Genomic DNA, 20,400 nt, shown 5'->3' with positions numbered 1-20,400 from the left:
AAGAAGGTCTGCGCTTCGCAATCCGCGAAGGCGGCCGTACGGTCGGCGCCGGCGTCGTCGCCAAGATCATCGAGTAATATCGACGATCCGCGGATCCCGACGGGGTCCGCGATTCCGCGGTATGCAGTCCGTACCGTCGAAACCGGGTGTCCAGCTTGCGCTGGCACCCGGTTTTGTTTTTCCGCCACGCGAAAGCGTGGGGCGAGAAACTCGCACCATCGCTCAAGAATTTCGTGTAGAATCGCGGACTTAGCAGTGGAAGTACCGTCCGGAACCTGATGCCTCGCTCCCCGCAGGCGTCATGTTTCACGTTCTTTTAGTGTTCGGCGATGCAACATCGCCTCGCTCTTTCCAAGGAATTGTCATGCAGCAACAGAAAATCCGCATTCGCCTGAAGGCTTTCGACTATCGTCTGATCGATCAATCGGCTGCCGAAATCGTCGATACCGCGAAGCGGACTGGCGCAATCGTCCGTGGCCCGGTGCCGCTGCCGACGCGCATTCAGCGTTTTGACATTCTGCGTTCGCCGCACGTCAACAAGACGTCGCGCGATCAGCTCGAAATCCGTACCCACCAGCGCCTGATGGACATCGTCGATCCGACCGACAAGACGGTTGACGCGCTGATGAAGCTCGATCTGCCGGCTGGCGTCGACGTGGAAATCAAGCTGCAGTAAGGCTTCCGGCGCCGATCGGCTTGCCGAGCGGCGCTAAGTCTTTGATTGCTTGCGGAAAACGCGAGGTCGGGCTATAATGCTTGGCTTTTCGCGTATTCGCGAAGAAAAGTTGGGCCTTGCGTGCCCGGCATTTTGTAAATCAGCCCCGACCAATCGCAGTCGGGAATGGAGAAAATGATGAGCCTTGGACTCGTAGGTCGCAAGGTTGGCATGACCCGTATCTTCACGGCGGAAGGGGATTCGATTCCCGTCACCGTGCTGGACGTGTCGGACAACCGCGTGACGCAGATCAAGACTGTTGAAACCGACGGCTACACGGCCGTGCAGGTTGCATTCGGCTCCCGTCGTGCATCGCGCGTGACGAAGCCGCTGGCAGGTCATCTCGCCAAAGCCGGTGTCGAAGCCGGTGAAATCCTCAAGGAATTCCGCATTGACGCGGCCAAGGCAGCTGAGCTGTCGAATGGCGCCGTGGTCGGTGCTGATCTTTTCGAAGTGGGCCAGAAGGTCGACGTGCAAGGCGTGTCGATCGGTAAGGGCTACGCCGGTACGATCAAGCGTTACAACTTCTCCTCCGGCCGTGCTACGCACGGTAACTCGCGCTCGCACAACGTGCCGGGCTCGATCGGTATGGCGCAGGATCCGGGTCGTGTTTTCCCGGGTAAACGCATGACGGGTCACATGGGTGACGTGACGGTGACGGTGCAGAACCTCGAAATCGCTCGTATCGACGCAGAGCGCAAGCTGCTGCTCGTGAAGGGTGCGATTCCGGGCGCGAAGGGCGGCAAAGTCTTCGTGACGCCGGCCGTCAAGACCAAGGGGGCGAAATAATGGAACTCAAGCTCCTGAACGAAAATGGTCAGGAAGGTGCAGTGGTCAACGCATCGGACGTCGTGTTCGGTCGTGACTACAACGAAGCGCTGATCCACCAGGTCGTCGTCGCTTACCAGGCGAATGCTCGCCAGGGTAACCGCGCACAGAAGGACCGTGAGCAAGTCAAGCACACGACGAAGAAGCCGTGGCGCCAGAAGGGTACGGGCCGCGCTCGTGCCGGTATGTCGTCGAGCCCGTTGTGGCGTGGCGGTGGTCGTATCTTCCCGAATTCGCCGGAAGAAAACTTCTCGCACAAGGTCAACAAGAAGATGCATCGCGCAGGTCTCTGCTCGATCTTCTCGCAGCTGGCCCGTGAAGGCCGTCTGTCGGTCGTCGAGGACATCATCCTCGAAGCGCCGAAGACCAAGCTGCTGGCCGAAAAATTCAAGACCATGGGTCTCGACTCCGTGCTGATCATTACGGACACGGTCGACGAGAACCTGTACCTGGCTTCGCGCAACCTGCCGCACGTGGCGATTGTCGAGCCGCGCTACGCTGACCCGCTGTCGCTGATCTACTTCAAGAAAGTGCTGGTCACGAAGGCTGCGGTCGCCCAGATCGAGGAGTTGCTGTCATGAGCGAGATTCGCAAGAACGATCATCGTTTGATGCAGGTCCTGCTCGCGCCGGTGATCTCGGAAAAGGCGACGCTGGTTGCCGACAAGAACGAGCAAGTCGTGTTCGAAGTCGCACCGGATGCCACGAAGCAGGAAGTGAAGGCAGCTGTCGAGCTGCTGTTCAAGGTTGAAGTTGATTCCGTCAACGTGCTGGTTCAGAAGGGCAAGCAAAAGCGCTTTGGCCGTTCGATGGGCCGCCGCAAGGACGTGAAGAAGGCGTACGTTTGCCTGAAGCCCGGCCAGGAAATCAACTTTGAAGCGGAGGCCAAGTAATCATGGCAATCGTTAAAGTTAAGCCGACATCGCCGGGTCGCCGCGCGATGGTCAAGGTGGTCAACAAGAACCTGCACCAGGGCAAGCCGTTCGCGGCACTGCTCGACTCGCAGAGCTCGACCGCCGGCCGTAACAACAACGGTCGTATCACCACGCGTCACAAGGGTGGTGGTCACAAGCAACACTATCGTATCGTCGATTTCCGTCGCACGAAGGATGGCATCCCGGCAAAGGTCGAGCGTCTCGAGTACGACCCGAACCGTAGCGCGAACATCGCGCTGGTGCTCTACGCAGACGGCGAACGTCGCTACATCATCGCCCCGAAGGGCCTGACGGTCGGCCAACAGCTGATGTCGGGTTCGGAAGCGCCGATCCGTGCAGGCAACACGCTGCCGATCCGCAACATTCCGGTCGGTACGACGATCCACTGCATCGAGATGCTGCCGGGCAAGGGCGCGCAAATGGCGCGTTCGGCTGGTACGTCGGCCATGCTGCTCGCACGTGAAGGCGTCTACGCGCAGGTTCGTCTGCGTTCGGGCGAAATCCGCCGCGTGCACATCGAGTGCCGTGCAACGATCGGTGAAGTCGGCAACGAAGAGCATAGCCTGCGCCAGATCGGCAAGGCTGGCGCGAACCGCTGGCGCGGTATCCGCCCGACGGTGCGTGGCGTTGCGATGAACCCGGTTGATCACCCGCACGGTGGTGGTGAGGGCAAGACGGCTGCAGGTCGCGATCCGGTTAGCCCGTGGGGTACGCCGGCTAAGGGTTATCGCACCCGTAGCAACAAGCGCACGACGACGATGATCGTCCAGCGCCGTCACAAGCGTTAAGGAGTAGGCAATGGCACGTTCTGTTAAAAAAGGTCCGTTCTGCGACGCCCATTTGCTGAAGAAAGTTGAGGCGGCTGCAGCTTCGCGCGACAAAAAGCCGATCAAGACCTGGTCGCGTCGCTCGACGATTCTGCCGGATTTCATCGGCCTGACGATCGCTGTTCACAACGGCCGTCAACACGTTCCGGTGTACATCTCGGAAAACATGGTCGGCCACAAGCTTGGCGAGTTCGCACTGACCCGTACGTTCAAGGGTCACGCAGCCGACAAGAAGGCCAAGAAATAAGGGGCAATCAAGATGGAAGTGAAAGCAATTCATCGCGGTGCCCGCATCTCGGCGCAGAAAACGCGCCTTGTGGCTGACCAGATCCGCGGTTTGCCGGTCGACAAGGCGCTGAACGTTTTGACGTTCTCGCCGAAGAAAGCGGCTGGCATCGTGAAGAAGGTTGTGCTGTCGGCAATCGCGAATGCGGAGCACAACGAAGGCGCCGATATCGACGAGCTCAAGATCAAGAGCATCTACGTCGACAAGGCTGCATCGCTCAAGCGTTTCACCGCGCGCGCCAAGGGCCGCGGTAACCGCATCGAGAAGCAATCCTGTCACATCACTGTGACGGTCGGGAATTAAGGAGCCATACGATGGGACAGAAAATTCATCCGACTGGCTTCCGCCTGGCTGTCAGCCGCAATTGGGCTTCGCGTTGGTACGCGAACAACAACAATTTCGCGGCGATGCTGCAGGAAGACATCGGTGTTCGTGAATACCTGAAGAAGAAGCTGAAGAACGCTTCGGTCGGTCGGGTCGTCATCGAGCGTCCGGCGAAGAACGCGCGCATCACGATTTACAGCTCGCGTCCGGGTGTGGTCATCGGCAAGAAGGGCGAGGATATCGAGCAGCTGAAGACGGAACTGCAACGCCGCATGGGCGTTCCGGTTCACGTCAACATCGAAGAAATCCGCAAGCCGGAAACCGATGCTCAGCTGATCGCTGACTCGATCACGCAACAGCTCGAGCGCCGGATCATGTTCCGTCGCGCGATGAAGCGTGCGATGCAGAACGCGATGCGTCTGGGTGCTCAAGGCATCAAGATCATGAGCGCGGGCCGTCTGAACGGTATCGAAATCGCTCGTACGGAGTGGTATCGCGAAGGTCGCGTGCCCCTTCACACGCTGCGTGCCGATATCGACTACGCGACCTCGGAAGCGAAGACGACCTACGGGATCATCGGCGTCAAGGTGTGGGTTTACAAGGGCGACACGCTCGGCCGCAACGACGCACCGGTGGTGGAAGAAGTAGCCGAAGACAAGCGTCCGCGTCGCAATGCGCGTCCGGGCGACCGTCGTCCGCGCCGTGACGGCGAAGGCGGCGCTCCGGGTGCTCGTCGTGGCGCACCGCGCCGCGGCGCCGGCAAGCCCGAAGACGGCAAGACTGGAGAATAACGATGCTGCAACCGAAACGCAGGAAGTATCGTAAAGAGCAGAAGGGTCGTAACACCGGCAAGGCGACGCGCGGCAACGCAGTGTCGTTCGGTGAATTCGGCCTGAAGGCTATCGGTCGCGGTCGTTTGACCGCACGCCAGATTGAAGCGGCGCGTCGTGCAATGACGCGTCACATCAAGCGTGGCGGCCGCATCTGGATCCGGATCTTCCCGGACAAGCCGATTTCGCAGAAGCCGGCGGAAGTGCGTATGGGTAACGGTAAGGGTAACCCGGAGTACTACGTCGCCGAGATTCAGCCGGGCAAGATGCTCTATGAAATGGACGGCGTAACCGAAGAACTGGCACGCGAAGCGTTCCGTCTGGCTGCAGCCAAGCTGCCGCTGAAGACGGCGTTCATCGTGCGCCAGCTCGGCGCCTAAGGAGAAAATATGAAGGCTTCCGAACTTCTCCAGAAAGACCAGGCCGCGCTCAACAAGGAGCTGGCGGACCTGCTGAAGGCGCAATTCGGCCTGCGCATGCAACTCGCGACCCAGCAGCTCACTAACACGAGCCAGCTGAAGAAGGTTCGTCGCGACATCGCACGTGTGCGGACCGTCATGACTCAGAAGGCGAACCAGAAATGAACGATAGCGTGAAAACCTCGCTGAAGCGGACGCTGGTCGGTCGGGTCGTCAGCAACAAGATGGACAAGACCGTCACCGTGCTGATCGAGCACCGCGTCAAGCACCCGATCTACGGCAAGTATGTCGTGCGCTCGAAGAAGTACCACGCGCACGATGAAGCGAACACCTACAACGAAGGCGATCTCGTCGAAATCCAGGAAACTCGTCCTGTTTCGAAGACGAAGGCCTGGACGGTGTCGCGCCTCGTCGAAGCAGCTCGCGTCATCTAAGCGGGCAGCGCAGTAGGCAGTAACAGGCACTTCCCCGCGAAGTGCTTGAAATCGCAAAGTTTTTGCTTGCGTGACCAGGATTATTTGTTATAATCCTGGTCTTCCCTCTTTATGGGAGCCCCGTCGCGGGCGAAGTTGGTGGGGGAAGCGGACTGGCGCCTGCCTGTCCGAAAGATTCACCGAATTGCGATGGCGGGTTTCGTTTGCCGTCGCTGCTGTTCCAACCCAAGCAGCCGATTGGCTGACGGGACCAAGACTGACCGAATGCATCATGGTGGTGCATCCGGATTAAGTTGGGAAAGACAAACCATGATCCAGACCGAATCTCGGCTCGAAGTAGCCGACAACACGGGTGCACGTGAAGTCCTGTGCATCAAGGTGCTCGGCGGCTCGAAGCGTCGTTATGCCGGCATTGGCGACATCATCAAGGTGAGCGTCAAAGAGGCAACGCCGCGCGGGCGCGTGAAGAAAGGCGAAATTTACAACGCCGTGGTGGTCCGCACCGCCAAGGGCGTGCGCCGTCAAGACGGCTCGCTGATCAAGTTCGACGGCAACGCCGCTGTGCTTTTGAATAACAAGCTCGAGCCGATCGGCACCCGTATCTTCGGGCCGGTCACGCGTGAGCTGCGTAGCGAACGATTCATGAAGATCGTTTCGCTGGCGCCGGAAGTGCTGTAAGGAGTCGCGATGAACAAGATTCGCAAAGGTGACGAAGTCATCGTCGTCACTGGCAAGGACAAGGGCAAGCGCGGCGTCGTGCTGGCTGTCGGTGCAGAACATGTGACGGTTGAAGGTATCAACCTCGTCAAGAAGCATGTGAAGCCGAACCCGATGAAGGGTACGACGGGCGGCGTGGAAGCGAAGACGATGCCCCTGCATATTTCGAACGTCGCACTGGTCGACGCGAATGGCAAGGCGTCGCGTGTTGGCATCAAGGTCGAGGAAGGCAAGAAGGTTCGCTTCCTGAAGACGACCGGTGCTGTACTGAGCGCCTGACGCAGCGGAGTAAAAAATGGCTCGTTTTCAAGAGTTTTACAAAGAAAAGGTTGTGCCCGGCCTGATCGAGAAGTTCGGTTACAAGTCGGTCATGGAAGTGCCGCGCATCACCAAGATCACGCTGAACATGGGTCTTGGCGAAGCGATCGCTGACAAGAAGATCATCGAGAACGCCGTTGGCGACCTCACGAAGATCGCTGGTCAGAAGCCGGTCGTGACGAAGGCACGCAAGGCAATCGCAGGCTTCAAGATCCGCCAGGGTTACCCGATCGGCGCGATGGTGACGCTGCGTGGCCAAGCAATGTACGAATTCCTCGACCGTTTCGTGACGGTTGCCCTGCCCCGCGTGCGTGACTTCCGCGGCGTGTCGGGTCGTGCTTTCGATGGCCGTGGCAACTACAACATCGGTGTGAAAGAGCAGATCATTTTCCCCGAAATCGACTACGACAAGATCGACGCACTGCGTGGGCTGAACATCAGCATCACGACGACTGCGAAGACCGACGACGAAGCAAAGGCTCTGCTCGCCAGCTTCAAGTTCCCGTTCAGAAACTGAGGTTACCGTGGCTAAACTGGCACTGATCGAACGTGAAAAGAAGCGCGCCCGCCTGGTCGCGAAGTTCGCAGCAAAGCGCGATGCGCTGAAGGCGATCGTCGAAGACCAAAGCAAGTCGGAAGAAGAGCGCTACGAAGCACGCCTTGAGCTGCAGCAACTGCCCCGCAACGCAAACCCGACCCGCCAGCGTAACCGCTGCGCGATCACGGGCCGTCCGCGTGGCACGTTCCGTAAATTCGGCCTCGCGCGTAACAAGATTCGTGAAATCGCATTCCGTGGCGAGATTCCTGGCCTGACCAAGGCGAGCTGGTAATAGGAGAAACGTAAATGAGCATGAGTGATCCTATCGCCGATATGCTGACTCGCATCCGCAATGGGCAGATGGTCGAGAAGGTATCGGTGTCGATGCCCTCGTCGAAAGTCAAGGTTGCAATCGCGCAAGTCCTGAAAGACGAAGGCTATATCGACGATTTCGCCGTGAAGGCGGAAGGTGCGAAGTCCGAACTGAATATCGCGCTGAAGTACTACGCCGGCCGTCCGGTCATCGAACGCATCGAACGCGTATCGAAGCCTGGCCTGCGCGTGTACCGTGGCCGTAACGACATCCCGCAGGTCATGAATGGCCTCGGTGTGGCAATCGTGTCGACGCCGAAGGGCGTGATGACCGACCGCAAGGCGCGCGCTACCGGCGTCGGCGGCGAAGTCATCTGCTACGTCGCTTAAAGCCGAGGAGAGAGAAACATGTCTCGAGTAGGTAAGAGCCCGATCGCGCTGCAAGGCGCGGAAGTCAAGCTGGCCGACGGTGCAATCACCGTCAAGGGCCCGCTGGGCACCATCACGCAAGCGATTAATCCGCTCGTGAACGTGGCGAACAACGACGGCACGCTGAACCTGTCGCCGGTGAACGAAAGCCGCGAAGCAAATGCACTGTCGGGCACGATGCGCGCGATTATCGCGAATGCCGTGCACGGCGTGACCAAGGGTTTCGAGCGCAAGCTGACGCTGGTTGGCGTCGGTTATCGTGCACAAGCGCAAGGCGACAAGCTGAACCTGTCGCTGGGTTTCTCGCACCCGGTGGTGCACCAGATGCCGGAAGGCGTCAAGGCAGAAACCCCGACGCAAACCGAAATCGTGATCAAGGGGATCAACAAGCAACAAGTCGGTCAAGTGGCTGCGGAAGTCCGCGGTTACCGTCCGCCGGAGCCGTACAAGGGCAAGGGCGTGCGCTATTCCGACGAGGTTGTGATCCTCAAAGAAACGAAGAAGAAGTAAGGGTGCGCAATCATGGATAAGACTCAATCTCGCCTGCGCCGCGCTCGCCAGACGCGTATCAAGATCGCTGAGCTGCAGGTCGCGCGTCTCGCCGTGCATCGCACGAACACGCACATCTACGCTCAAGTGTTTTCGCCCTGCGGCACCAAGGTGCTCGCAAGCGCGTCGACGCTCGAAGCTGAAGTGCGCGCCGAGCTCGCCGACAAGTCGGGCAAGGGCGGCAACGTTAATGCTGCGACGCTGATCGGCAAGCGTATTGCCGAGAAGGCAAAGGCCGCCGGCATCGAATCCGTCGCCTTCGACCGCTCGGGCTTCCGCTACCACGGCCGCGTCAAGGCGCTGGCTGAGGCAGCTCGCGAAGCTGGGCTCAAGTTCTAAGGAAGGAATTCGTCATGGCAAAGATGCAAGCGAAAGTTCAGGCTGACGAACGCGACGACGGCCTTCGTGAAAAGATGATTTCGGTCAATCGCGTGACCAAGGTCGTGAAGGGTGGCCGTATTCTCGGCTTCGCCGCACTGACCGTGGTTGGCGACGGTGATGGCCGTATCGGTATGGGCAAGGGCAAGGCGAAGGAAGTGCCGGTCGCTGTCCAGAAGGCAATGGAACAAGCTCGTCGCAACATGTTCAAGGTGCCGCTCAAGAACGGCACGCTGCAACACGAAGTGCACGGCAAGCATGGCGCATCCGCTGTCCTCCTCGCTCCGGCGAAGGCAGGTACGGGCGTGATCGCCGGCGGCCCGATGCGCGCAGTGTTCGACGTGATGGGCGTTCAGAACGTCGTGGCGAAGAGCCACGGTTCGACGAACCCGTACAACCTCGTTCGCGCCACGCTGGACGGTCTGCGCAAGCAGTCCACCCCGGCAGACATCGCGGCGAAGCGCGGCAAGTCCGTCGAAGAAATTTTGGGCTAAGCCCGGGTGGTCACCATGTCTGAAAAAACTGTCAAGGTTCAGCTCGTTAAGAGCCTGATCGGGACCCGCGAATCGCACCGCGCGACCGTGCGTGGCCTGGGCCTGCGCCGACTCAACTCGGTCAGCGAGCTTCAGGACACGCCGGCGGTCCGCGGCATGATCAACAAGGTCTCGTACCTCGTTAAGGTCATCGCGTAAGCGGCCCTACGGATCAAGGAGTTGATATGGAATTGAATAACCTGAAGCCGGCAGCTGGCGCCAAGCACGCCAAGCGTCGCGTCGGCCGTGGCATCGGTTCGGGCCTCGGCAAGACGGCTGGCCGTGGTCACAAGGGTCAGAAATCGCGTTCGGGCGGCTTCCACAAAGTCGGTTTCGAAGGCGGTCAGATGCCGCTGCAACGTCGTCTGCCGAAGCGCGGCTTTACGTCGCTGACGAAGGAATTCGTCGGTGAAGTGCGCCTGAGCGACCTCGAGAAGCTGCCGGTCGACGAGATCGATCTGCTCGCACTGAAGCAAGCCGGCCTGGTCGGTGAGCTGACGAAGAGCGCAAAGATCATCGCGACGGGCGAGCTGAAGCGCAAGATCGTCGTGAAGGGTCTCGGTGCCACCAAGGGTGCGCGCGCTGCGATCGAAGCGGCCGGCGGTTCGTTCGCCGAGTGACACGCGTAGCGCGTCGTCACTTGCATTCATCGGAGAAGGTACTTGGCTAACAGCCCGAGTCTTGCAAAACCCGGTCGAAGCACGGCGAAATTCGGCGATCTGCGTCGGCGAGCGATGTTCCTGCTCCTGGCGCTGATCGTCTATCGCATCGGCGCGCACATTCCCGTGCCGGGCATCGATCCGGATCAACTGGCTAAGCTGTTCCAGAGCCAGGCGGGCGGCATCCTGGGCATGTTCAACATGTTCTCGGGTGGCGCGCTTTCCCGCTTCACGATCTTTGCGCTGGGGATCATGCCGTACATCTCGGCGTCGATCATCATGCAGTTGCTGGCGATCGTATCGCCGCAGCTCGAGGCGCTGAAGAAGGAAGGGCAGGCAGGGCAACGGAAGATCACGCAGTACACGCGGTATTTCACCGTGGTGCTCGCGACCTTCCAGGCGTTCGGTATCGCGGCTGCGCTGGAAAACCAGCCGGGCCTCGTCACCGACCCCGGCATGCTGTTCCGTCTGACGACGGTCGTGACGCTGGTTACGGGCACGATGTTCCTGATGTGGCTCGGCGAGCAGATTACCGAGCGTGGTCTGGGCAACGGTATCTCGATCATCATCTTCGGCGGGATCGCAGCAGGGTTCCCGAATGCCGTCGGTGGGTTGTTCGAGCTGGTGCGTACGGGTTCGATGAGCATCATTTCGGCGATCATCATCGTCGTTCTGATCGCCGCGGTGACTTACCTGGTCGTGTTCATCGAACGCGGTCAGCGAAAGATCCTCGTGAACTACGCGAAGCGCCAGGTCGGCAACAAGATCTACGGTGGGCAGTCGTCGCATCTGCCGCTGAAGCTGAACATGTCGGGTGTGATTCCGCCGATCTTCGCATCGTCGATCATTCTGTTCCCGGCAACGATTCTCGGCTGGTTCAGTACCGGTCAGCCGACGGGAAGCTGGATTTCCAATACGTTGCATAACGTTGCGGAAGCGCTGAAGCCGGGCCAGCCGGTCTATGTGCTGCTGTACACGCTGGCGATCGTGTTTTTCTGCTTCTTCTACACCGCACTGGTGTTCAACAGCAGGGAAACCGCAGACAACCTGAAGAAGAGCGGCGCGTTTGTTCCGGGCATTCGTCCGGGCGATCAGACCGCACGATATATCGACCGCATCCTCACGCGTCTGACGCTGGCCGGTGCGATCTACATCGTCTTCGTGTGTCTGCTGCCGGAGTTCCTGGTGCTGCGCTGGAACGTGCCGTTTTATTTTGGTGGAACGTCGCTGCTGATCATTGTCGTCGTCACGATGGACTTTATGGCGCAGGTGCAGTCGTACGTTATGTCGCAACAGTATGAGTCACTGCTCAAGAAGGCGAACTTCAAGGGCGGCAACATCCCGATGCGTTAAGGACTATGGCCAAAGACGATGTAATCCAGATGCAGGGTGAGGTTATTGAAAACCTCCCGAATGCGACCTTCCGTGTGAAGCTGGAAAACGGCCATGTCGTGTTGGGTCATATTTCCGGGAAGATGCGGATGCACTACATCCGCATCCTGCCTGGCGACAAGGTGACGGTTGAGTTGACGCCTTACGATCTGTCTCGTGCGCGGATCGTGTTCCGGGCGAAGTGATTTGAAAAAAGGGTATTATCATGAAAGTGATGGCATCGGTTAAGCGCATTTGCCGCAATTGCAAGATCATCAAGCGCAAAGGCGTCGTTCGCGTGATCTGCAGCTCGGATCCGCGCCACAAGCAGCGCCAAGGCTGACCGCGCGTTTGTTTGCGCTTTTTGTTTGAGGAAAAACAATGGCTCGTATCGCAGGGGTTAACATCCCGAATCACCAGCACACCGAGATCGGCCTGACGGCAATCTTTGGTGTCGGCCGCACCCGTTCGCGCAGCATCTGCGTGGCAGCTGGCGTCGATTTTTCGAAGAAGGTCAAGGACTTGACCGACGCAGACTTGGAAAAGCTGCGTGAAGAAGTGGGCAAGTTTGTCGTTGAAGGCGATCTGCGCCGTGAAGTGACGATGAACATCAAGCGCCTGATGGACCTCGGTTGCTACCGTGGTGTTCGTCATCGCAAGGGCCTGCCGATGCGCGGTCAGCGTACGCGTACGAACGCACGTACCCGCAAGGGTCCGCGTCGTGCAGCGCAAGCGCTGAAGAAGTAAGCGGAACTGACAGTTACAGGAAAACGTAATGGCTAAGGCTTCGAACACCGCGGCGCAACGCGTTCGCAAGAAGGTTAAGAAGAACGTCGCTGAAGGCGTGGTTCACGTTCACGCGTCGTTCAACAACACGATCATCACGATCACCGATCGCCAAGGCAATGCACTGGCATGGGCGACGTCGGGCGGTCAGGGCTTCAAGGGCTCGCGCAAATCGACGCCGTTCGCTGCTCAGGTCGCAGCCGAGTCGGCTGGCCGCGTCGCGATGGAATACGGCGTGAAGAATCTGGAAGTGCGGATCAAGGGCCCGGGCCCGGGTCGTGAGTCGGCAGTGCGCGCACTGCACGGCCTCGGCATCAAGATCACCGCGATTTCGGACGTCACCCCGATTCCGCACAACGGCTGCCGTCCGCCGAAGCGTCGTCGTATCTAAAGATGTGCTGGCACGTTCGTGCTGGCACATTGCCTGTCGCCGCCTAGCGTCGACGGGCGTTGCTTTTTTGATTGACTAAGCCCACCGTTCGCCCCAAAGGGCGCGAACTAGCGCGGATTCAGATCTGCGTGACTGATTGATAGAGGAATGCAAAGTGGCACGTTATATCGGCCCGAAGGCCAAGCTGTCCCGCCGTGAAGGCACCGACCTGTTCCTGAAGAGCGCACGCCGCTCGCTCGCCGACAAGTGCAAGCTCGACAGCAAGCCGGGTCAGCACGGCCGTACCTCGGGCGCACGTACGTCCGACTACGGTACGCAGCTGCGTGAAAAGCAGAAGGTCAAGCGTATCTACGGCGTGCTGGAGCGTCAGTTCCGCCGCTACTTCGCTGAAGCCGACCGCCGCAAGGGCAACACGGGTGAAAACCTGCTGCAACTGCTCGAGTCGCGCCTCGACAACGTCGTGTATCGCATGGGCTTCGGCTCGACCCGCGCTGAAGCGCGTCAGCTGGTGAGCCACAAGTCGATCACGGTGAACGGCGTCGTCGCGAACGTCCCGTCGCAGCAAGTGAAGTCGGGTGACGTCGTCGCGATCCGCGAAAAGGCGAAGAAGCAAGCGCGTATCGTCGAAGCGCTGTCGCTGGCCGAGCAAGGCGGCATGCCGAGCTGGGTTGCAGTCGATGCGAAGAAGTTCGAAGGCACGTTCAAGCAAATGCCGGAACGCGCTGACATCGCAGGCGACATCAACGAAAGCCTGATCGTCGAATTGTATTCGCGTTAATCCGATTGACGGCCGAGGTACCCCGATTGCGTTACGCAAGGAGGGGCCTCGGCTGTTTATTTTCTGGTTGTTACCGGTCAGCCTTATCGGTGTAACGAGCCGAGGGTATTGAAAAGGAAAGCCCATGCAAACCAGTTTGCTGAAACCCAAGATCATCGCCGTGGAATCGCTGGGCGAGAACCACGCGAGGGTGGTCATGGAACCGTTCGAACGCGGTTACGGCCATACCTTGGGCAATGCGCTGCGTCGCGTGCTGCTGTCGTCGATGGTCGGCTATGCGCCGACCGAAGTCACGATCGCAGGCGTGGTGCACGAGTACTCGACGCTGGATGGCGTGCAGGAAGACGTCGTCAACCTGCTGCTGAACCTGAAGGGCGTGGTGTTCAAGCTGCATAACCGTGACGAAGTGACGGTTACGCTGCGCAAGGAAGGCGAAGGCGTCGTCACGGCCGGCGATATCGAGCTGGCGCACGATTGCGAAGTCATCAACCCGAATCACGTGGTCGCGCACCTGTCGAAGGGCGGCAAGCTCGACGTTCAGATCAAGATCGAGAAGGGTCGCGGCTATGTGCCCGGCAACGTCCGTCGCTACGGCGAAGACACGGCCAAGATCATTGGCCGCATCGTCCTCGACGCATCGTTCTCGCCGGTTCGCCGCGTGAGCTACGCTGTCGAAAGCGCACGTGTCGAGCAGCGTACCGACCTCGACAAGCTCGTGATGAACATCGAGACGAGCGGTGTGATCACGCCGGAAGAAGCGATCCGTCAATCGGCCCGCATCCTGGTCGACCAGCTGTCCGTGTTCGCGGCGCTGGAAGGCACGGAAACGGCAGCCGAAGCGCCGTCGCGTGCTCCGCAGATCGATCCGATCCTGCTGCGTCCGGTGGACGATCTCGAGCTGACGGTTCGTTCGGCGAACTGCCTGAAGGCCGAGAACATCTACTACATCGGCGACCTGATCCAGCGCACGGAAAACGAGCTGCTGAAGACGCCGAACCTCGGTCGCAAGTCGCTCAACGAGATCAAGGAAGTGCTCGCTTCGCGCGGTCTCACGCTGGGCATGAAGCTCGAAAACTGGCCGCCGGCTGGTCTCGACAAGTAAGCCTGGTTGAAGCTGTAGTTGGCAAAGATGCGGATTTTCCTTTAAAATCCGCATCTTGCTTTTTTCGTTACCGGCCCGTGCACCCTTCGAGGTGTGATAGAAGAGCTGGATCAAAACTTTGAATCAAGGAAACTGAAATGCGCCATCGTCATGGTCTGCGGAAACTGAACCGCACGAGCAGCCACCGTCTGGCTATGCTCCGTAACATGTCCAACTCGCTGATCGAGCACGAAGTCATCAAGACGACGCTGCCGAAGGCGAAGGAACTCCGTAAAGTCGTCGAGCCGCTGATCACGCTCGGCAAGAAGCCGTCGCTGGCAAACCGTCGCCTGGCGTTCAACCGCCTGCGCGATCGTGACTCGGTGGCGAAGCTGTTCGACGTGCTCGGTCCGCGTTTCGCGAACCGTCCGGGCGGCTACCTGCGCGTGCTGAAGTTCGGCTTCCGCGTGGGCGACAACGCACCGATGGCACTGGTCGAGCTGCTCGATCGTCCGGAAGTCGACGAAACGGAAAACGTGCAAGAAGCTGAGTAAGCTTCCGGTACGCAGCAGTATCTGAAAGGGGCCGAGCAATTGCTTGGCCCTTTTTGTTTTTCCGGCGCCGGCTGCGATCGATTGTCGCAGGGCGGTGCCGGCAGCGTTGCGCAGGCTGCGCTACGATACGGGGCAGCCGGCGCGCTTCCCAGGTGGGCAATCCGCGTCGGCAGGAGCCGATAGACCAGCCAGGAGGGCGCGGATGATAGTGGTGCTGATGCTGACGACGGTGCCCGATGCCGAGACCGCCAAGGCGCTGTCCGACGGTGCGCTCGATGCGCGGCTTGCCGCGTGTGTGTCGGAGCTCGGTGCGATCAAGTCGCGCTACCACTGGCAGGGCAAGGTCGAAACGGCCGACGAGATCCAGTTGCTGTTCAAGACGAGCCCCGTGCGGGCGCTCGAACTGGAGCGATTTATTCTCGCGCATCATCCCTACGAGACGCCCGAAATCGTCTCGTGGCAGACGACGGCATCGGCCGCGTACGGCCAGTGGGTGACCAGCGAAACTCAACGTCTATTTCATGTTTAACGGTATGGCGCTTCCCGTGCGCGTGCGCGCGCTGCGGTTCCTCGCAGTCCTGTTGTCGTTCATGCTCGTGCTGGGCGGCCTGTCGGTCGCGCGCGCGGCCGACGATTTCCTCGATCCGTCGGTGGCGTTCAAGTTCAGTGCGAGCGAATCGCCGGGACAGGTGGACGTCCGCTTCAAGGTCGCCAACGGCTATTACCTGTACCGCGAGCGGTTCGCGTTCGCGGTGAAGAGCGGGCAGGCGACGCTCGGCGATCCGCAATTCCCGGCCGGCCACGTGAAGTTCGACCAGACGTTCCAGAAGAACGTCGAGACCTACCGTGACGAAGTGGTCGTGCACGTGCCCGTCAAGCAGGCGTCAGGCCCGTTCGAACTCGCAGTGACGTCGCAGGGGTGCGCGGACGAGGGCATCTGCTACCCGCCGGCCGAGCACGTCGTGAAGGTCGACGGCGCCGCGCTGGGCGCGGCCTCGTCGTCCGGCGATACGGCTGCTGCGGGCAGCTGGTTCGACAAGGTCACGAGTGCCGATTTCGCGCAGTCACTGCTCGAAGGGCATGGTTTCTTCACGATCGTCGCCCTGTATTTCGTCGCGGGCGTCGTGCTGAGCCTCCTGCCGTGTTCGTACCCGATGATCCCGATCGTGTCGGCGATCATCATCGGTCAGGGCACGCGCGCGACGCATGCGCGCGGCTTCGCGCTGTCGCTGACCTATGTGGTCGGCATGGCGCTGGTCTACACGGTGCTCGGCATCGCCGCGGCGCTGGTCGGCCAGAGCCTCGGTGCATGGCTGCAGAACCCGTGGGTGCTCGGCGCATTCGGCGTGCTGCTGACCGCGTTTGCCGTCTCGCTGATCTCGGGCAAGGACATTGCGCTGCCCGCGCGCTGGCAGAACGGCGCTGCGGAGGCATCGGGCGCGCGCCAGGGCGGCCATTTCGTCGCGGTCGCGGCGATGGGCGCACTGTCCGCACTGGTCGTCGGCGCATGCATGACCGCGCCGCTGTTCGCGGTGCTCGCCTTCATCGCGCACACGGGCAATGCACTGCTCGGCGGCGCCGCGCTGTTCGCGATGGGGCTGGGGCTGGGCGTCCCGCTGCTGGTCGTCGGCGTCGGGGCCGGGACGGTACTGCCGCGCGCCGGTGCATGGATGGACGGCGTGAAGGTGTTCTTCGGCATCGTGTTGCTCGCAGCCGCGCTGTGGATCGTGTGGCCGGTGCTGGCCGGTGGCCTGAAGATGGTGCTCGCCGCGCTGTGGCTGCTCATCGCGGCCGCTGCGCTCGGCCTGTTCACACCGAATGCCGGCGCCACGTCTATCTGGCGTCGTCTCGGCCGTGGCGTGGGCGCTGCGCTCGCGATCTGGGCGGCCACGCTGCTCGTTGGCCTGGCTGCGGGATCGACCGATCCGGTCAAGCCGCTGGCGGTGCTGGCGGCACGCACGGTTGCGTCCGGCGGTACGACGGCAGCAGGCGCAGCCGCTGCGCAGGACGGGCCCGCGTTCGTATCGGTGCGCTCGAGCGGCGAACTCGACACGCTGCTGAAGACGGCGGGCCAGCCCGTGATGCTCGACTTCTATGCCGACTGGTGCGTGAGCTGCAAGGAGATGGAGCATCTGACGTTTACCGACGCGCGCGTGCAGGCGCGGCTCGCGCAGCTTCACCTCGTGCGTGCGGACGTCACCGCGAACAACCCGGACGACCAGGCGCTGCTGAAGCGCTTCAATCTGTTCGGGCCGCCGGGCATCATCTTCTTCGATCGAAGCGGCAACGAGATCGGCCGCGTGGTCGGCTATCAGGCGGCAGAGACGTTCCTGCGCAGCCTCGACCGGGCTGCGGTCCCGACGGTATGACCATGCGTGTCGCGAGCGTGCCGGCGGCGAACCGGCGCGCTTGTGCGCCGTGAGCTGACGCAGGCCGGGACCGGCGGGCTCGATCGACGACAAATAAAAAACGGCGGGACACCGAAGTGTCCCGCCGTTTTTCTTTCCGCCCGCCGGCGGGCAATCAGCGTTGTGCTTTCAGCAGACGCGCGGCGTCGAGTGCGAAATACGTGAGCACGCCGTCGGCGCCCGCACGCTTGAACGCGAGCAGCGATTCCAGCACGACCTTGTCGTGATCGAGCCAGCCGTTCATCGCGGCGGCCTTCAGCATCGCGTATTCGCCGCTCACCTGGTACACGTAGGTCGGGAAGCGGAACTCGTCCTTCACGCGGCGCACGATGTCGAGGTACGGCATGCCGGGCTTGACCATCACCATGTCGGCGCCTTCGTCGATGTCGAGGCGCACTTCGCGCAGCGCTTCGTCGCTGTTCGCCGGATCCATCTGGTAGGTCATCTTGTTGCCCTTGCCCAGATTGGACGCCGAGCCGACCGCGTCGCGGAACGGGCCGTAGAACGCCGACGCGAACTTGGCCGAATAGGCCATGATCCGCGTGTGGATATGACCGTCGCTTTCCAGCATTTCGCGGATCGCACCGATGCGGCCGTCCATCATGTCCGACGGGGCGACGATGTCGACGCCGGCTTCAGCCTGCGCGCGCGCCTGATCGATCAGGATCTCGATCGTGTCGTCATTGATCACGTAGCCGTTTTCGTCGAGCACGCCGTCCTGGCCGTGGCTCGTGTACGGATCGAGTGCGACGTCGGTCAGCACGCCGAGTTCGGGGAAGCGCTTCTTCAGCTCGCGCACCGCGCGCGGGATCAGGCCTTCCGGATTGGCTGCCTCGCGGCCGTCAGGCGTCTTGACCGACGGCTCGATGGCCGGGAACAGCGACAGCACGGGCACGCCGAGTTCGACGCACTGCTCGGCGACATGCATCAGCAGATCGACAGACACGCGTTCGACGCCGGGCATCGACGGCACCGGCTGCCGTTCGTTGGTGCCTTCGACGACGAACACCGGATAGATCAGGTCGTCGGTGGTCAGGCGGTTTTCGCGCATCAGGCGCCGGGAGAAGTCGTCGCGGCGCATCCGGCGCGGACGATGAAGCGGATGGAAGCTCATGGCGATTGGGTAGAAATCAGGGCAGTAAGACCTTACGGAACCCTTAGGTCATTTTCGGGAGCGTTGGTATATGATAGCGATCGAGCGGCACGCGTCGCGTGCAGCTCCCCGCTTCTCCTCCCTGAGCGGGTGCCTGTCGTTTTTCGATTAGGCTGTTTGACCCGCCGTTCAACGGCGGGTTTTTTTATGAGCCGGCCGAAACCGCAGGCGCCGTCAGGTGCGCGCCGCCGATCCCGGCCGCGCGTTGCCCGATCATTGTGCTACAGGCGCGCTTTCTTCGTCGGCGACGGACGGCCGCAGCCAGCTCTCGATCAGCTCGTGCGCCTCGTCGAGCCCAATGCGCTTCATCGCCGAGAACAGCTGAACCGTCAGCTTGCCCTGAACACCCTGGTCACGATACGCATCGAGCCCCTTTTGCGTGGTTCGCAGCGCGTTGATACTTTCCTGCCGCGTCAATTTGTCGCACTTCGTCAGCAGCGTGTGGATCGGCTTGCCGGTCGGCACGAACCACTCGATCATGCGGCGATCGAGGTCGGTCAGCGGGCGGCGCGAATCCATCATCAGGATCAGGCCGCAAAGCTGCGAGCGGGTCGCGAGGTAGGACGACAGCAGCATTTCCCAGTGCGCCTTGGCGGCACCGGGCACTTCCGCGTAGCCGTAGCCGGGCAGGTCGACGAGATTCGCGACGGGCTCGGCGGCCGGGCCGACGGAGAAGTAGTTGATATGCTGCGTGCGGCCGGGCGTCTTCGACGCGAAGGCAAGCCGCTTCTGGTTGCACAGCACGTTGATCGCCGTCGACTTGCCGGCATTCGAGCGGCCCGCGAACGCGATTTCCGGCTGGACCGTCGGCGGCAGGTCGCGCAGATGGTTGACGGTCGTGTAGAAGCGGGCTTGATGGAGCAGAAAGGCCATGGGAACCGGAAGGACGGGCGGCGCAAGCCGCTTGGTGGAGGCGGGGTAGCCCCGATAGGCGCCGGAGCTTTCAACACGATATTGTACAATACGGCGGTTTTACCGAAGGCTACCGGGCGCCTGCCTCGCGCTTTTATGTAGCTTCTGCGGTAGACTGAACGCCGTCGTTTTTTGCAGAACCTCAAATTCCCACAAGACGAAACAGGGTGTGCGAATGAATCGACTGTGCAAGTCTCTGATGGTGCTTCAGGTTGCAGCAGGGTTCGTAGGTTTCGTAGCGGAGGCAAACGCGGCGGATGCGGCAAAGCCGGATCTCGACCGCGGCAAGGCGATTGCCGGGCAGGTCTGCGCGTCGTGTCACGGCGCCGACGGCAATAGCGCGTCGGGCAGTTTCCCGAAGCTTGCCGGCCAGCATCCCGAATATCTGGTCAAGCAGTTGAACGACTTCAAGACGCAGCCGGGCGCGAAGGGGCCGGTGCGTACCAACGCGGTGATGGTCGGATTCGCGAGCGCGCTGAGCGCGGACGACATGCGCAACGTCGCCGCGTACTACGGGTCGCAGACGACGAAGCTCGGTACCGCACGCGATGCGGCGACCGTGCCGATCGGCCAGAAGATCTATCGCGGCGGCATCGCGGAGAAGGGCGTTCCCGCCTGTGCGAGCTGCCACGGGCCGACAGGGCAGGGGATCCCGGTCCAGTATCCGCGTCTGTCGGGGCAATGGGCCGATTACACGGTCGCGCAGTTGACCGCGTTCCAGCAGGGTGCCGGCGTGCGTAACAACAACGAGGCGATGCATCAGATCGCAACGCGGCTGTCGGACAACGAGATCAAGGCCGTCGCGGATTACATCGCGGGCCTGCGTTGAGCGGTCAGCAGCGAGAATGACCGGGCGCCCGAAGGGCGGCCGGAGTCAGAACAAGAAAAGGGTGGGGCGCCGCATCGTTGCGGTTGCCTCGCCCTTCTTTTTTGTCG

General features: G+C 61.1%; 34 protein-coding genes and 1 pseudogene. 33 read left to right on the top strand and 2 right to left on the bottom strand.

Features of this window, described 5'->3' with window-relative positions; all coding sequences use genetic code 11:
- The 32 genes and pseudogenes from BDI24065_RS15740 to dsbD all read left to right on the top strand — a co-directional run.
- Positions 1-77: pseudogene (locus BDI24065_RS15740) on the top strand (elongation factor Tu); the annotation flags it as partial.
- Positions 78-364: 287 nt separating this feature from the next.
- Entirely contained in the window at positions 365-676 is a 312-nt protein-coding gene (gene rpsJ, locus BDI24065_RS15735) for a 30S ribosomal protein S10 (RefSeq protein ID WP_004199280.1), read from the top strand.
- Between the two features lie 177 nt (positions 677-853).
- A complete protein-coding gene (gene rplC / locus BDI24065_RS15730) occupies positions 854-1,504 on the top strand; it encodes a 50S ribosomal protein L3 (RefSeq protein WP_006482922.1) in 651 nt (216 codons plus the stop codon).
- A complete protein-coding gene (gene rplD / locus BDI24065_RS15725; protein ID WP_011350675.1) occupies positions 1,504-2,124 on the top strand; it encodes a 50S ribosomal protein L4 in 621 nt (206 codons plus the stop codon). The genes rplC and rplD overlap by 1 nt, the downstream gene beginning before the upstream one ends.
- On the top strand, positions 2,121-2,435 hold the full coding sequence (gene rplW / locus BDI24065_RS15720) for a 50S ribosomal protein L23 (protein ID WP_004199275.1): 315 nt from the start codon (positions 2,121-2,123) through the stop codon (positions 2,433-2,435). The genes rplD and rplW overlap by 4 nt, the downstream gene beginning before the upstream one ends.
- Positions 2,436-2,437: 2 nt before the next feature.
- Positions 2,438-3,265 (top strand): 50S ribosomal protein L2, encoded by an 828-nt coding sequence (gene rplB / locus BDI24065_RS15715; protein ID WP_006482900.1) that lies wholly within the window; start codon positions 2,438-2,440, stop codon positions 3,263-3,265.
- A 10-nt stretch (positions 3,266-3,275) separates the two neighbouring features.
- Positions 3,276-3,551, top strand: a complete 276-nt coding sequence (rpsS, locus tag BDI24065_RS15710; protein ID WP_004199273.1) for a 30S ribosomal protein S19 — start codon at positions 3,276-3,278, stop codon at positions 3,549-3,551.
- A gap of 12 nt (positions 3,552-3,563) precedes the next feature.
- Positions 3,564-3,893 carry a 50S ribosomal protein L22 gene (gene rplV, locus BDI24065_RS15705; RefSeq protein ID WP_004199272.1) on the top strand — a complete coding sequence of 110 codons (330 nt, stop codon included), beginning with the start codon at positions 3,564-3,566 and terminating at the stop codon, positions 3,891-3,893.
- Between the two features lie 11 nt (positions 3,894-3,904).
- Positions 3,905-4,705, top strand: coding sequence for a 30S ribosomal protein S3 (gene rpsC / locus BDI24065_RS15700; protein ID WP_006482899.1), 801 nt, complete (start codon positions 3,905-3,907; stop codon positions 4,703-4,705).
- A 2-nt stretch (positions 4,706-4,707) separates the two neighbouring features.
- Positions 4,708-5,124, top strand: a complete 417-nt coding sequence (gene rplP, locus BDI24065_RS15695; RefSeq protein WP_006482873.1) for a 50S ribosomal protein L16 — start codon at positions 4,708-4,710, stop codon at positions 5,122-5,124.
- 9 nt (positions 5,125-5,133) lie between these two features.
- Positions 5,134-5,328 carry a 50S ribosomal protein L29 gene (gene rpmC / locus BDI24065_RS15690; RefSeq protein WP_006400652.1) on the top strand — a complete coding sequence of 65 codons (195 nt, stop codon included), beginning with the start codon at positions 5,134-5,136 and terminating at the stop codon, positions 5,326-5,328.
- On the top strand, positions 5,325-5,597 hold the full coding sequence (rpsQ, locus tag BDI24065_RS15685; RefSeq protein WP_006477189.1) for a 30S ribosomal protein S17: 273 nt from the start codon (positions 5,325-5,327) through the stop codon (positions 5,595-5,597). The genes rpmC and rpsQ overlap by 4 nt, the downstream gene beginning before the upstream one ends.
- Positions 5,598-5,906: 309 nt before the next feature.
- On the top strand, positions 5,907-6,275 hold the full coding sequence (gene rplN / locus BDI24065_RS15680; protein WP_006482918.1) for a 50S ribosomal protein L14: 369 nt from the start codon (positions 5,907-5,909) through the stop codon (positions 6,273-6,275).
- Positions 6,276-6,284: 9 nt separating this feature from the next.
- Entirely contained in the window at positions 6,285-6,593 is a 309-nt protein-coding gene (gene rplX, locus BDI24065_RS15675; protein ID WP_006477187.1) for a 50S ribosomal protein L24, read from the top strand.
- A gap of 16 nt (positions 6,594-6,609) precedes the next feature.
- Positions 6,610-7,149, top strand: coding sequence for a 50S ribosomal protein L5 (rplE, locus tag BDI24065_RS15670; RefSeq protein ID WP_006477186.1), 540 nt, complete (start codon positions 6,610-6,612; stop codon positions 7,147-7,149).
- Positions 7,150-7,156: 7 nt separating this feature from the next.
- Positions 7,157-7,462, top strand: a complete 306-nt coding sequence (gene rpsN / locus BDI24065_RS15665) for a 30S ribosomal protein S14 (protein ID WP_011350676.1) — start codon at positions 7,157-7,159, stop codon at positions 7,460-7,462.
- A 14-nt stretch (positions 7,463-7,476) separates the two neighbouring features.
- Entirely contained in the window at positions 7,477-7,872 is a 396-nt protein-coding gene (gene rpsH / locus BDI24065_RS15660; RefSeq protein ID WP_011350677.1) for a 30S ribosomal protein S8, read from the top strand.
- Between the two features lie 18 nt (positions 7,873-7,890).
- On the top strand, positions 7,891-8,421 hold the full coding sequence (rplF, locus tag BDI24065_RS15655) for a 50S ribosomal protein L6 (protein ID WP_085042828.1): 531 nt from the start codon (positions 7,891-7,893) through the stop codon (positions 8,419-8,421).
- Between the two features lie 12 nt (positions 8,422-8,433).
- Entirely contained in the window at positions 8,434-8,799 is a 366-nt protein-coding gene (gene rplR, locus BDI24065_RS15650) for a 50S ribosomal protein L18 (RefSeq protein ID WP_006477183.1), read from the top strand.
- A 14-nt stretch (positions 8,800-8,813) separates the two neighbouring features.
- On the top strand, positions 8,814-9,332 hold the full coding sequence (rpsE, locus tag BDI24065_RS15645; protein WP_006482895.1) for a 30S ribosomal protein S5: 519 nt from the start codon (positions 8,814-8,816) through the stop codon (positions 9,330-9,332).
- 15 nt (positions 9,333-9,347) lie between these two features.
- Positions 9,348-9,530 (top strand): 50S ribosomal protein L30, encoded by a 183-nt coding sequence (rpmD, locus tag BDI24065_RS15640; protein WP_006400644.1) that lies wholly within the window; start codon positions 9,348-9,350, stop codon positions 9,528-9,530.
- 26 nt (positions 9,531-9,556) lie between these two features.
- A complete protein-coding gene (gene rplO / locus BDI24065_RS15635) occupies positions 9,557-9,991 on the top strand; it encodes a 50S ribosomal protein L15 (RefSeq protein WP_006477180.1) in 435 nt (144 codons plus the stop codon).
- Positions 9,992-10,033: 42 nt separating this feature from the next.
- Positions 10,034-11,383 carry a preprotein translocase subunit SecY gene (gene secY / locus BDI24065_RS15630; RefSeq protein ID WP_006482915.1) on the top strand — a complete coding sequence of 450 codons (1,350 nt, stop codon included), beginning with the start codon at positions 10,034-10,036 and terminating at the stop codon, positions 11,381-11,383.
- Between the two features lie 5 nt (positions 11,384-11,388).
- Positions 11,389-11,607 (top strand): translation initiation factor IF-1, encoded by a 219-nt coding sequence (infA, locus tag BDI24065_RS15625; protein ID WP_004521905.1) that lies wholly within the window; start codon positions 11,389-11,391, stop codon positions 11,605-11,607.
- 20 nt (positions 11,608-11,627) lie between these two features.
- On the top strand, positions 11,628-11,744 hold the full coding sequence (gene rpmJ, locus BDI24065_RS15620; RefSeq protein WP_004199844.1) for a 50S ribosomal protein L36: 117 nt from the start codon (positions 11,628-11,630) through the stop codon (positions 11,742-11,744).
- Between the two features lie 38 nt (positions 11,745-11,782).
- Entirely contained in the window at positions 11,783-12,148 is a 366-nt protein-coding gene (gene rpsM, locus BDI24065_RS15615; RefSeq protein ID WP_006477178.1) for a 30S ribosomal protein S13, read from the top strand.
- A gap of 28 nt (positions 12,149-12,176) precedes the next feature.
- Positions 12,177-12,578 carry a 30S ribosomal protein S11 gene (rpsK, locus tag BDI24065_RS15610; protein WP_004197937.1) on the top strand — a complete coding sequence of 134 codons (402 nt, stop codon included), beginning with the start codon at positions 12,177-12,179 and terminating at the stop codon, positions 12,576-12,578.
- Between the two features lie 154 nt (positions 12,579-12,732).
- Entirely contained in the window at positions 12,733-13,356 is a 624-nt protein-coding gene (gene rpsD / locus BDI24065_RS15605) for a 30S ribosomal protein S4 (RefSeq protein WP_166966043.1), read from the top strand.
- A gap of 124 nt (positions 13,357-13,480) precedes the next feature.
- Positions 13,481-14,458 (top strand): DNA-directed RNA polymerase subunit alpha, encoded by a 978-nt coding sequence (locus tag BDI24065_RS15600; RefSeq protein ID WP_175032034.1) that lies wholly within the window; start codon positions 13,481-13,483, stop codon positions 14,456-14,458.
- A gap of 137 nt (positions 14,459-14,595) precedes the next feature.
- Positions 14,596-14,991 carry a 50S ribosomal protein L17 gene (gene rplQ / locus BDI24065_RS15595; protein WP_006477175.1) on the top strand — a complete coding sequence of 132 codons (396 nt, stop codon included), beginning with the start codon at positions 14,596-14,598 and terminating at the stop codon, positions 14,989-14,991.
- Positions 14,992-15,193: 202 nt separating this feature from the next.
- Complete coding sequence (gene cutA, locus BDI24065_RS15590) at positions 15,194-15,520, top strand: divalent-cation tolerance protein CutA (protein WP_089439039.1); 327 nt, start codon at positions 15,194-15,196, stop codon at positions 15,518-15,520.
- Complete coding sequence (dsbD, locus tag BDI24065_RS15585) at positions 15,513-17,360, top strand: protein-disulfide reductase DsbD (protein ID WP_175032033.1); 1,848 nt, start codon at positions 15,513-15,515, stop codon at positions 17,358-17,360. The genes cutA and dsbD overlap by 8 nt, the downstream gene beginning before the upstream one ends.
- A 154-nt stretch (positions 17,361-17,514) precedes the next feature.
- Here dsbD and hemB read toward each other — a convergent pair whose 3' ends face one another.
- Both hemB and yihA read right to left on the bottom strand, forming a co-directional pair.
- The gene (hemB, locus tag BDI24065_RS15580; protein WP_021161736.1) at positions 17,515-18,513 is read right to left on the bottom strand and encodes a porphobilinogen synthase; all 999 of its coding nucleotides are present in this window, start codon (positions 18,511-18,513) and stop codon (positions 17,515-17,517) included.
- A gap of 252 nt (positions 18,514-18,765) precedes the next feature.
- The gene (yihA, locus tag BDI24065_RS15575; RefSeq protein WP_175032032.1) at positions 18,766-19,425 is read right to left on the bottom strand and encodes a ribosome biogenesis GTP-binding protein YihA/YsxC; all 660 of its coding nucleotides are present in this window, start codon (positions 19,423-19,425) and stop codon (positions 18,766-18,768) included.
- A 214-nt stretch (positions 19,426-19,639) separates the two neighbouring features.
- Between yihA and BDI24065_RS15570 the strand changes: the two genes are divergently transcribed.
- Positions 19,640-20,293, top strand: a complete 654-nt coding sequence (locus tag BDI24065_RS15570; RefSeq protein WP_175032040.1) for a c-type cytochrome — start codon at positions 19,640-19,642, stop codon at positions 20,291-20,293.
- Positions 20,294-20,400: the final 107 nt, after the last annotated feature.

Origin of the sequence: Burkholderia lata (assembly GCF_902499025.1) — a bacterium.
GTDB lineage: Bacteria > Pseudomonadota > Gammaproteobacteria > Burkholderiales > Burkholderiaceae > Burkholderia > Burkholderia lata_C.
Note: the sequence above shows the minus strand (reverse complement) of the source record. Positions and strands in the feature narration are given on the sequence as shown.

Coding starts and splice junctions, on each gene's coding strand:
- rpsJ (WP_004199280.1), top strand. CDS start 365: ATGCAGCAACAGAAAATCCGCATTCGCCTGAAGGCTTTCGACTATCGT.
- rplC (WP_006482922.1), top strand. CDS start 854: ATGAGCCTTGGACTCGTAGGTCGCAAGGTTGGCATGACCCGTATCTTC.
- rplD (WP_011350675.1), top strand. CDS start 1,504: ATGGAACTCAAGCTCCTGAACGAAAATGGTCAGGAAGGTGCAGTGGTC.
- rplW (WP_004199275.1), top strand. CDS start 2,121: ATGAGCGAGATTCGCAAGAACGATCATCGTTTGATGCAGGTCCTGCTC.
- rplB (WP_006482900.1), top strand. CDS start 2,438: ATGGCAATCGTTAAAGTTAAGCCGACATCGCCGGGTCGCCGCGCGATG.
- rpsS (WP_004199273.1), top strand. CDS start 3,276: ATGGCACGTTCTGTTAAAAAAGGTCCGTTCTGCGACGCCCATTTGCTG.
- rplV (WP_004199272.1), top strand. CDS start 3,564: ATGGAAGTGAAAGCAATTCATCGCGGTGCCCGCATCTCGGCGCAGAAA.
- rpsC (WP_006482899.1), top strand. CDS start 3,905: ATGGGACAGAAAATTCATCCGACTGGCTTCCGCCTGGCTGTCAGCCGC.
- rplP (WP_006482873.1), top strand. CDS start 4,708: ATGCTGCAACCGAAACGCAGGAAGTATCGTAAAGAGCAGAAGGGTCGT.
- rpmC (WP_006400652.1), top strand. CDS start 5,134: ATGAAGGCTTCCGAACTTCTCCAGAAAGACCAGGCCGCGCTCAACAAG.
- rpsQ (WP_006477189.1), top strand. CDS start 5,325: ATGAACGATAGCGTGAAAACCTCGCTGAAGCGGACGCTGGTCGGTCGG.
- rplN (WP_006482918.1), top strand. CDS start 5,907: ATGATCCAGACCGAATCTCGGCTCGAAGTAGCCGACAACACGGGTGCA.
- rplX (WP_006477187.1), top strand. CDS start 6,285: ATGAACAAGATTCGCAAAGGTGACGAAGTCATCGTCGTCACTGGCAAG.
- rplE (WP_006477186.1), top strand. CDS start 6,610: ATGGCTCGTTTTCAAGAGTTTTACAAAGAAAAGGTTGTGCCCGGCCTG.
- rpsH (WP_011350677.1), top strand. CDS start 7,477: ATGAGCATGAGTGATCCTATCGCCGATATGCTGACTCGCATCCGCAAT.
- rplF (WP_085042828.1), top strand. CDS start 7,891: ATGTCTCGAGTAGGTAAGAGCCCGATCGCGCTGCAAGGCGCGGAAGTC.
- rplR (WP_006477183.1), top strand. CDS start 8,434: ATGGATAAGACTCAATCTCGCCTGCGCCGCGCTCGCCAGACGCGTATC.
- rpsE (WP_006482895.1), top strand. CDS start 8,814: ATGGCAAAGATGCAAGCGAAAGTTCAGGCTGACGAACGCGACGACGGC.
- rpmD (WP_006400644.1), top strand. CDS start 9,348: ATGTCTGAAAAAACTGTCAAGGTTCAGCTCGTTAAGAGCCTGATCGGG.
- rplO (WP_006477180.1), top strand. CDS start 9,557: ATGGAATTGAATAACCTGAAGCCGGCAGCTGGCGCCAAGCACGCCAAG.
- infA (WP_004521905.1), top strand. CDS start 11,389: ATGGCCAAAGACGATGTAATCCAGATGCAGGGTGAGGTTATTGAAAAC.
- rpmJ (WP_004199844.1), top strand. CDS start 11,628: ATGAAAGTGATGGCATCGGTTAAGCGCATTTGCCGCAATTGCAAGATC.
- rpsM (WP_006477178.1), top strand. CDS start 11,783: ATGGCTCGTATCGCAGGGGTTAACATCCCGAATCACCAGCACACCGAG.
- rpsK (WP_004197937.1), top strand. CDS start 12,177: ATGGCTAAGGCTTCGAACACCGCGGCGCAACGCGTTCGCAAGAAGGTT.
- BDI24065_RS15600 (WP_175032034.1), top strand. CDS start 13,481: ATGCAAACCAGTTTGCTGAAACCCAAGATCATCGCCGTGGAATCGCTG.
- rplQ (WP_006477175.1), top strand. CDS start 14,596: ATGCGCCATCGTCATGGTCTGCGGAAACTGAACCGCACGAGCAGCCAC.
- cutA (WP_089439039.1), top strand. CDS start 15,194: ATGATAGTGGTGCTGATGCTGACGACGGTGCCCGATGCCGAGACCGCC.
- dsbD (WP_175032033.1), top strand. CDS start 15,513: ATGTTTAACGGTATGGCGCTTCCCGTGCGCGTGCGCGCGCTGCGGTTC.
- hemB (WP_021161736.1), bottom strand. CDS start 18,513: ATGAGCTTCCATCCGCTTCATCGTCCGCGCCGGATGCGCCGCGACGAC.
- yihA (WP_175032032.1), bottom strand. CDS start 19,425: ATGGCCTTTCTGCTCCATCAAGCCCGCTTCTACACGACCGTCAACCAT.
- BDI24065_RS15570 (WP_175032040.1), top strand. CDS start 19,640: ATGAATCGACTGTGCAAGTCTCTGATGGTGCTTCAGGTTGCAGCAGGG.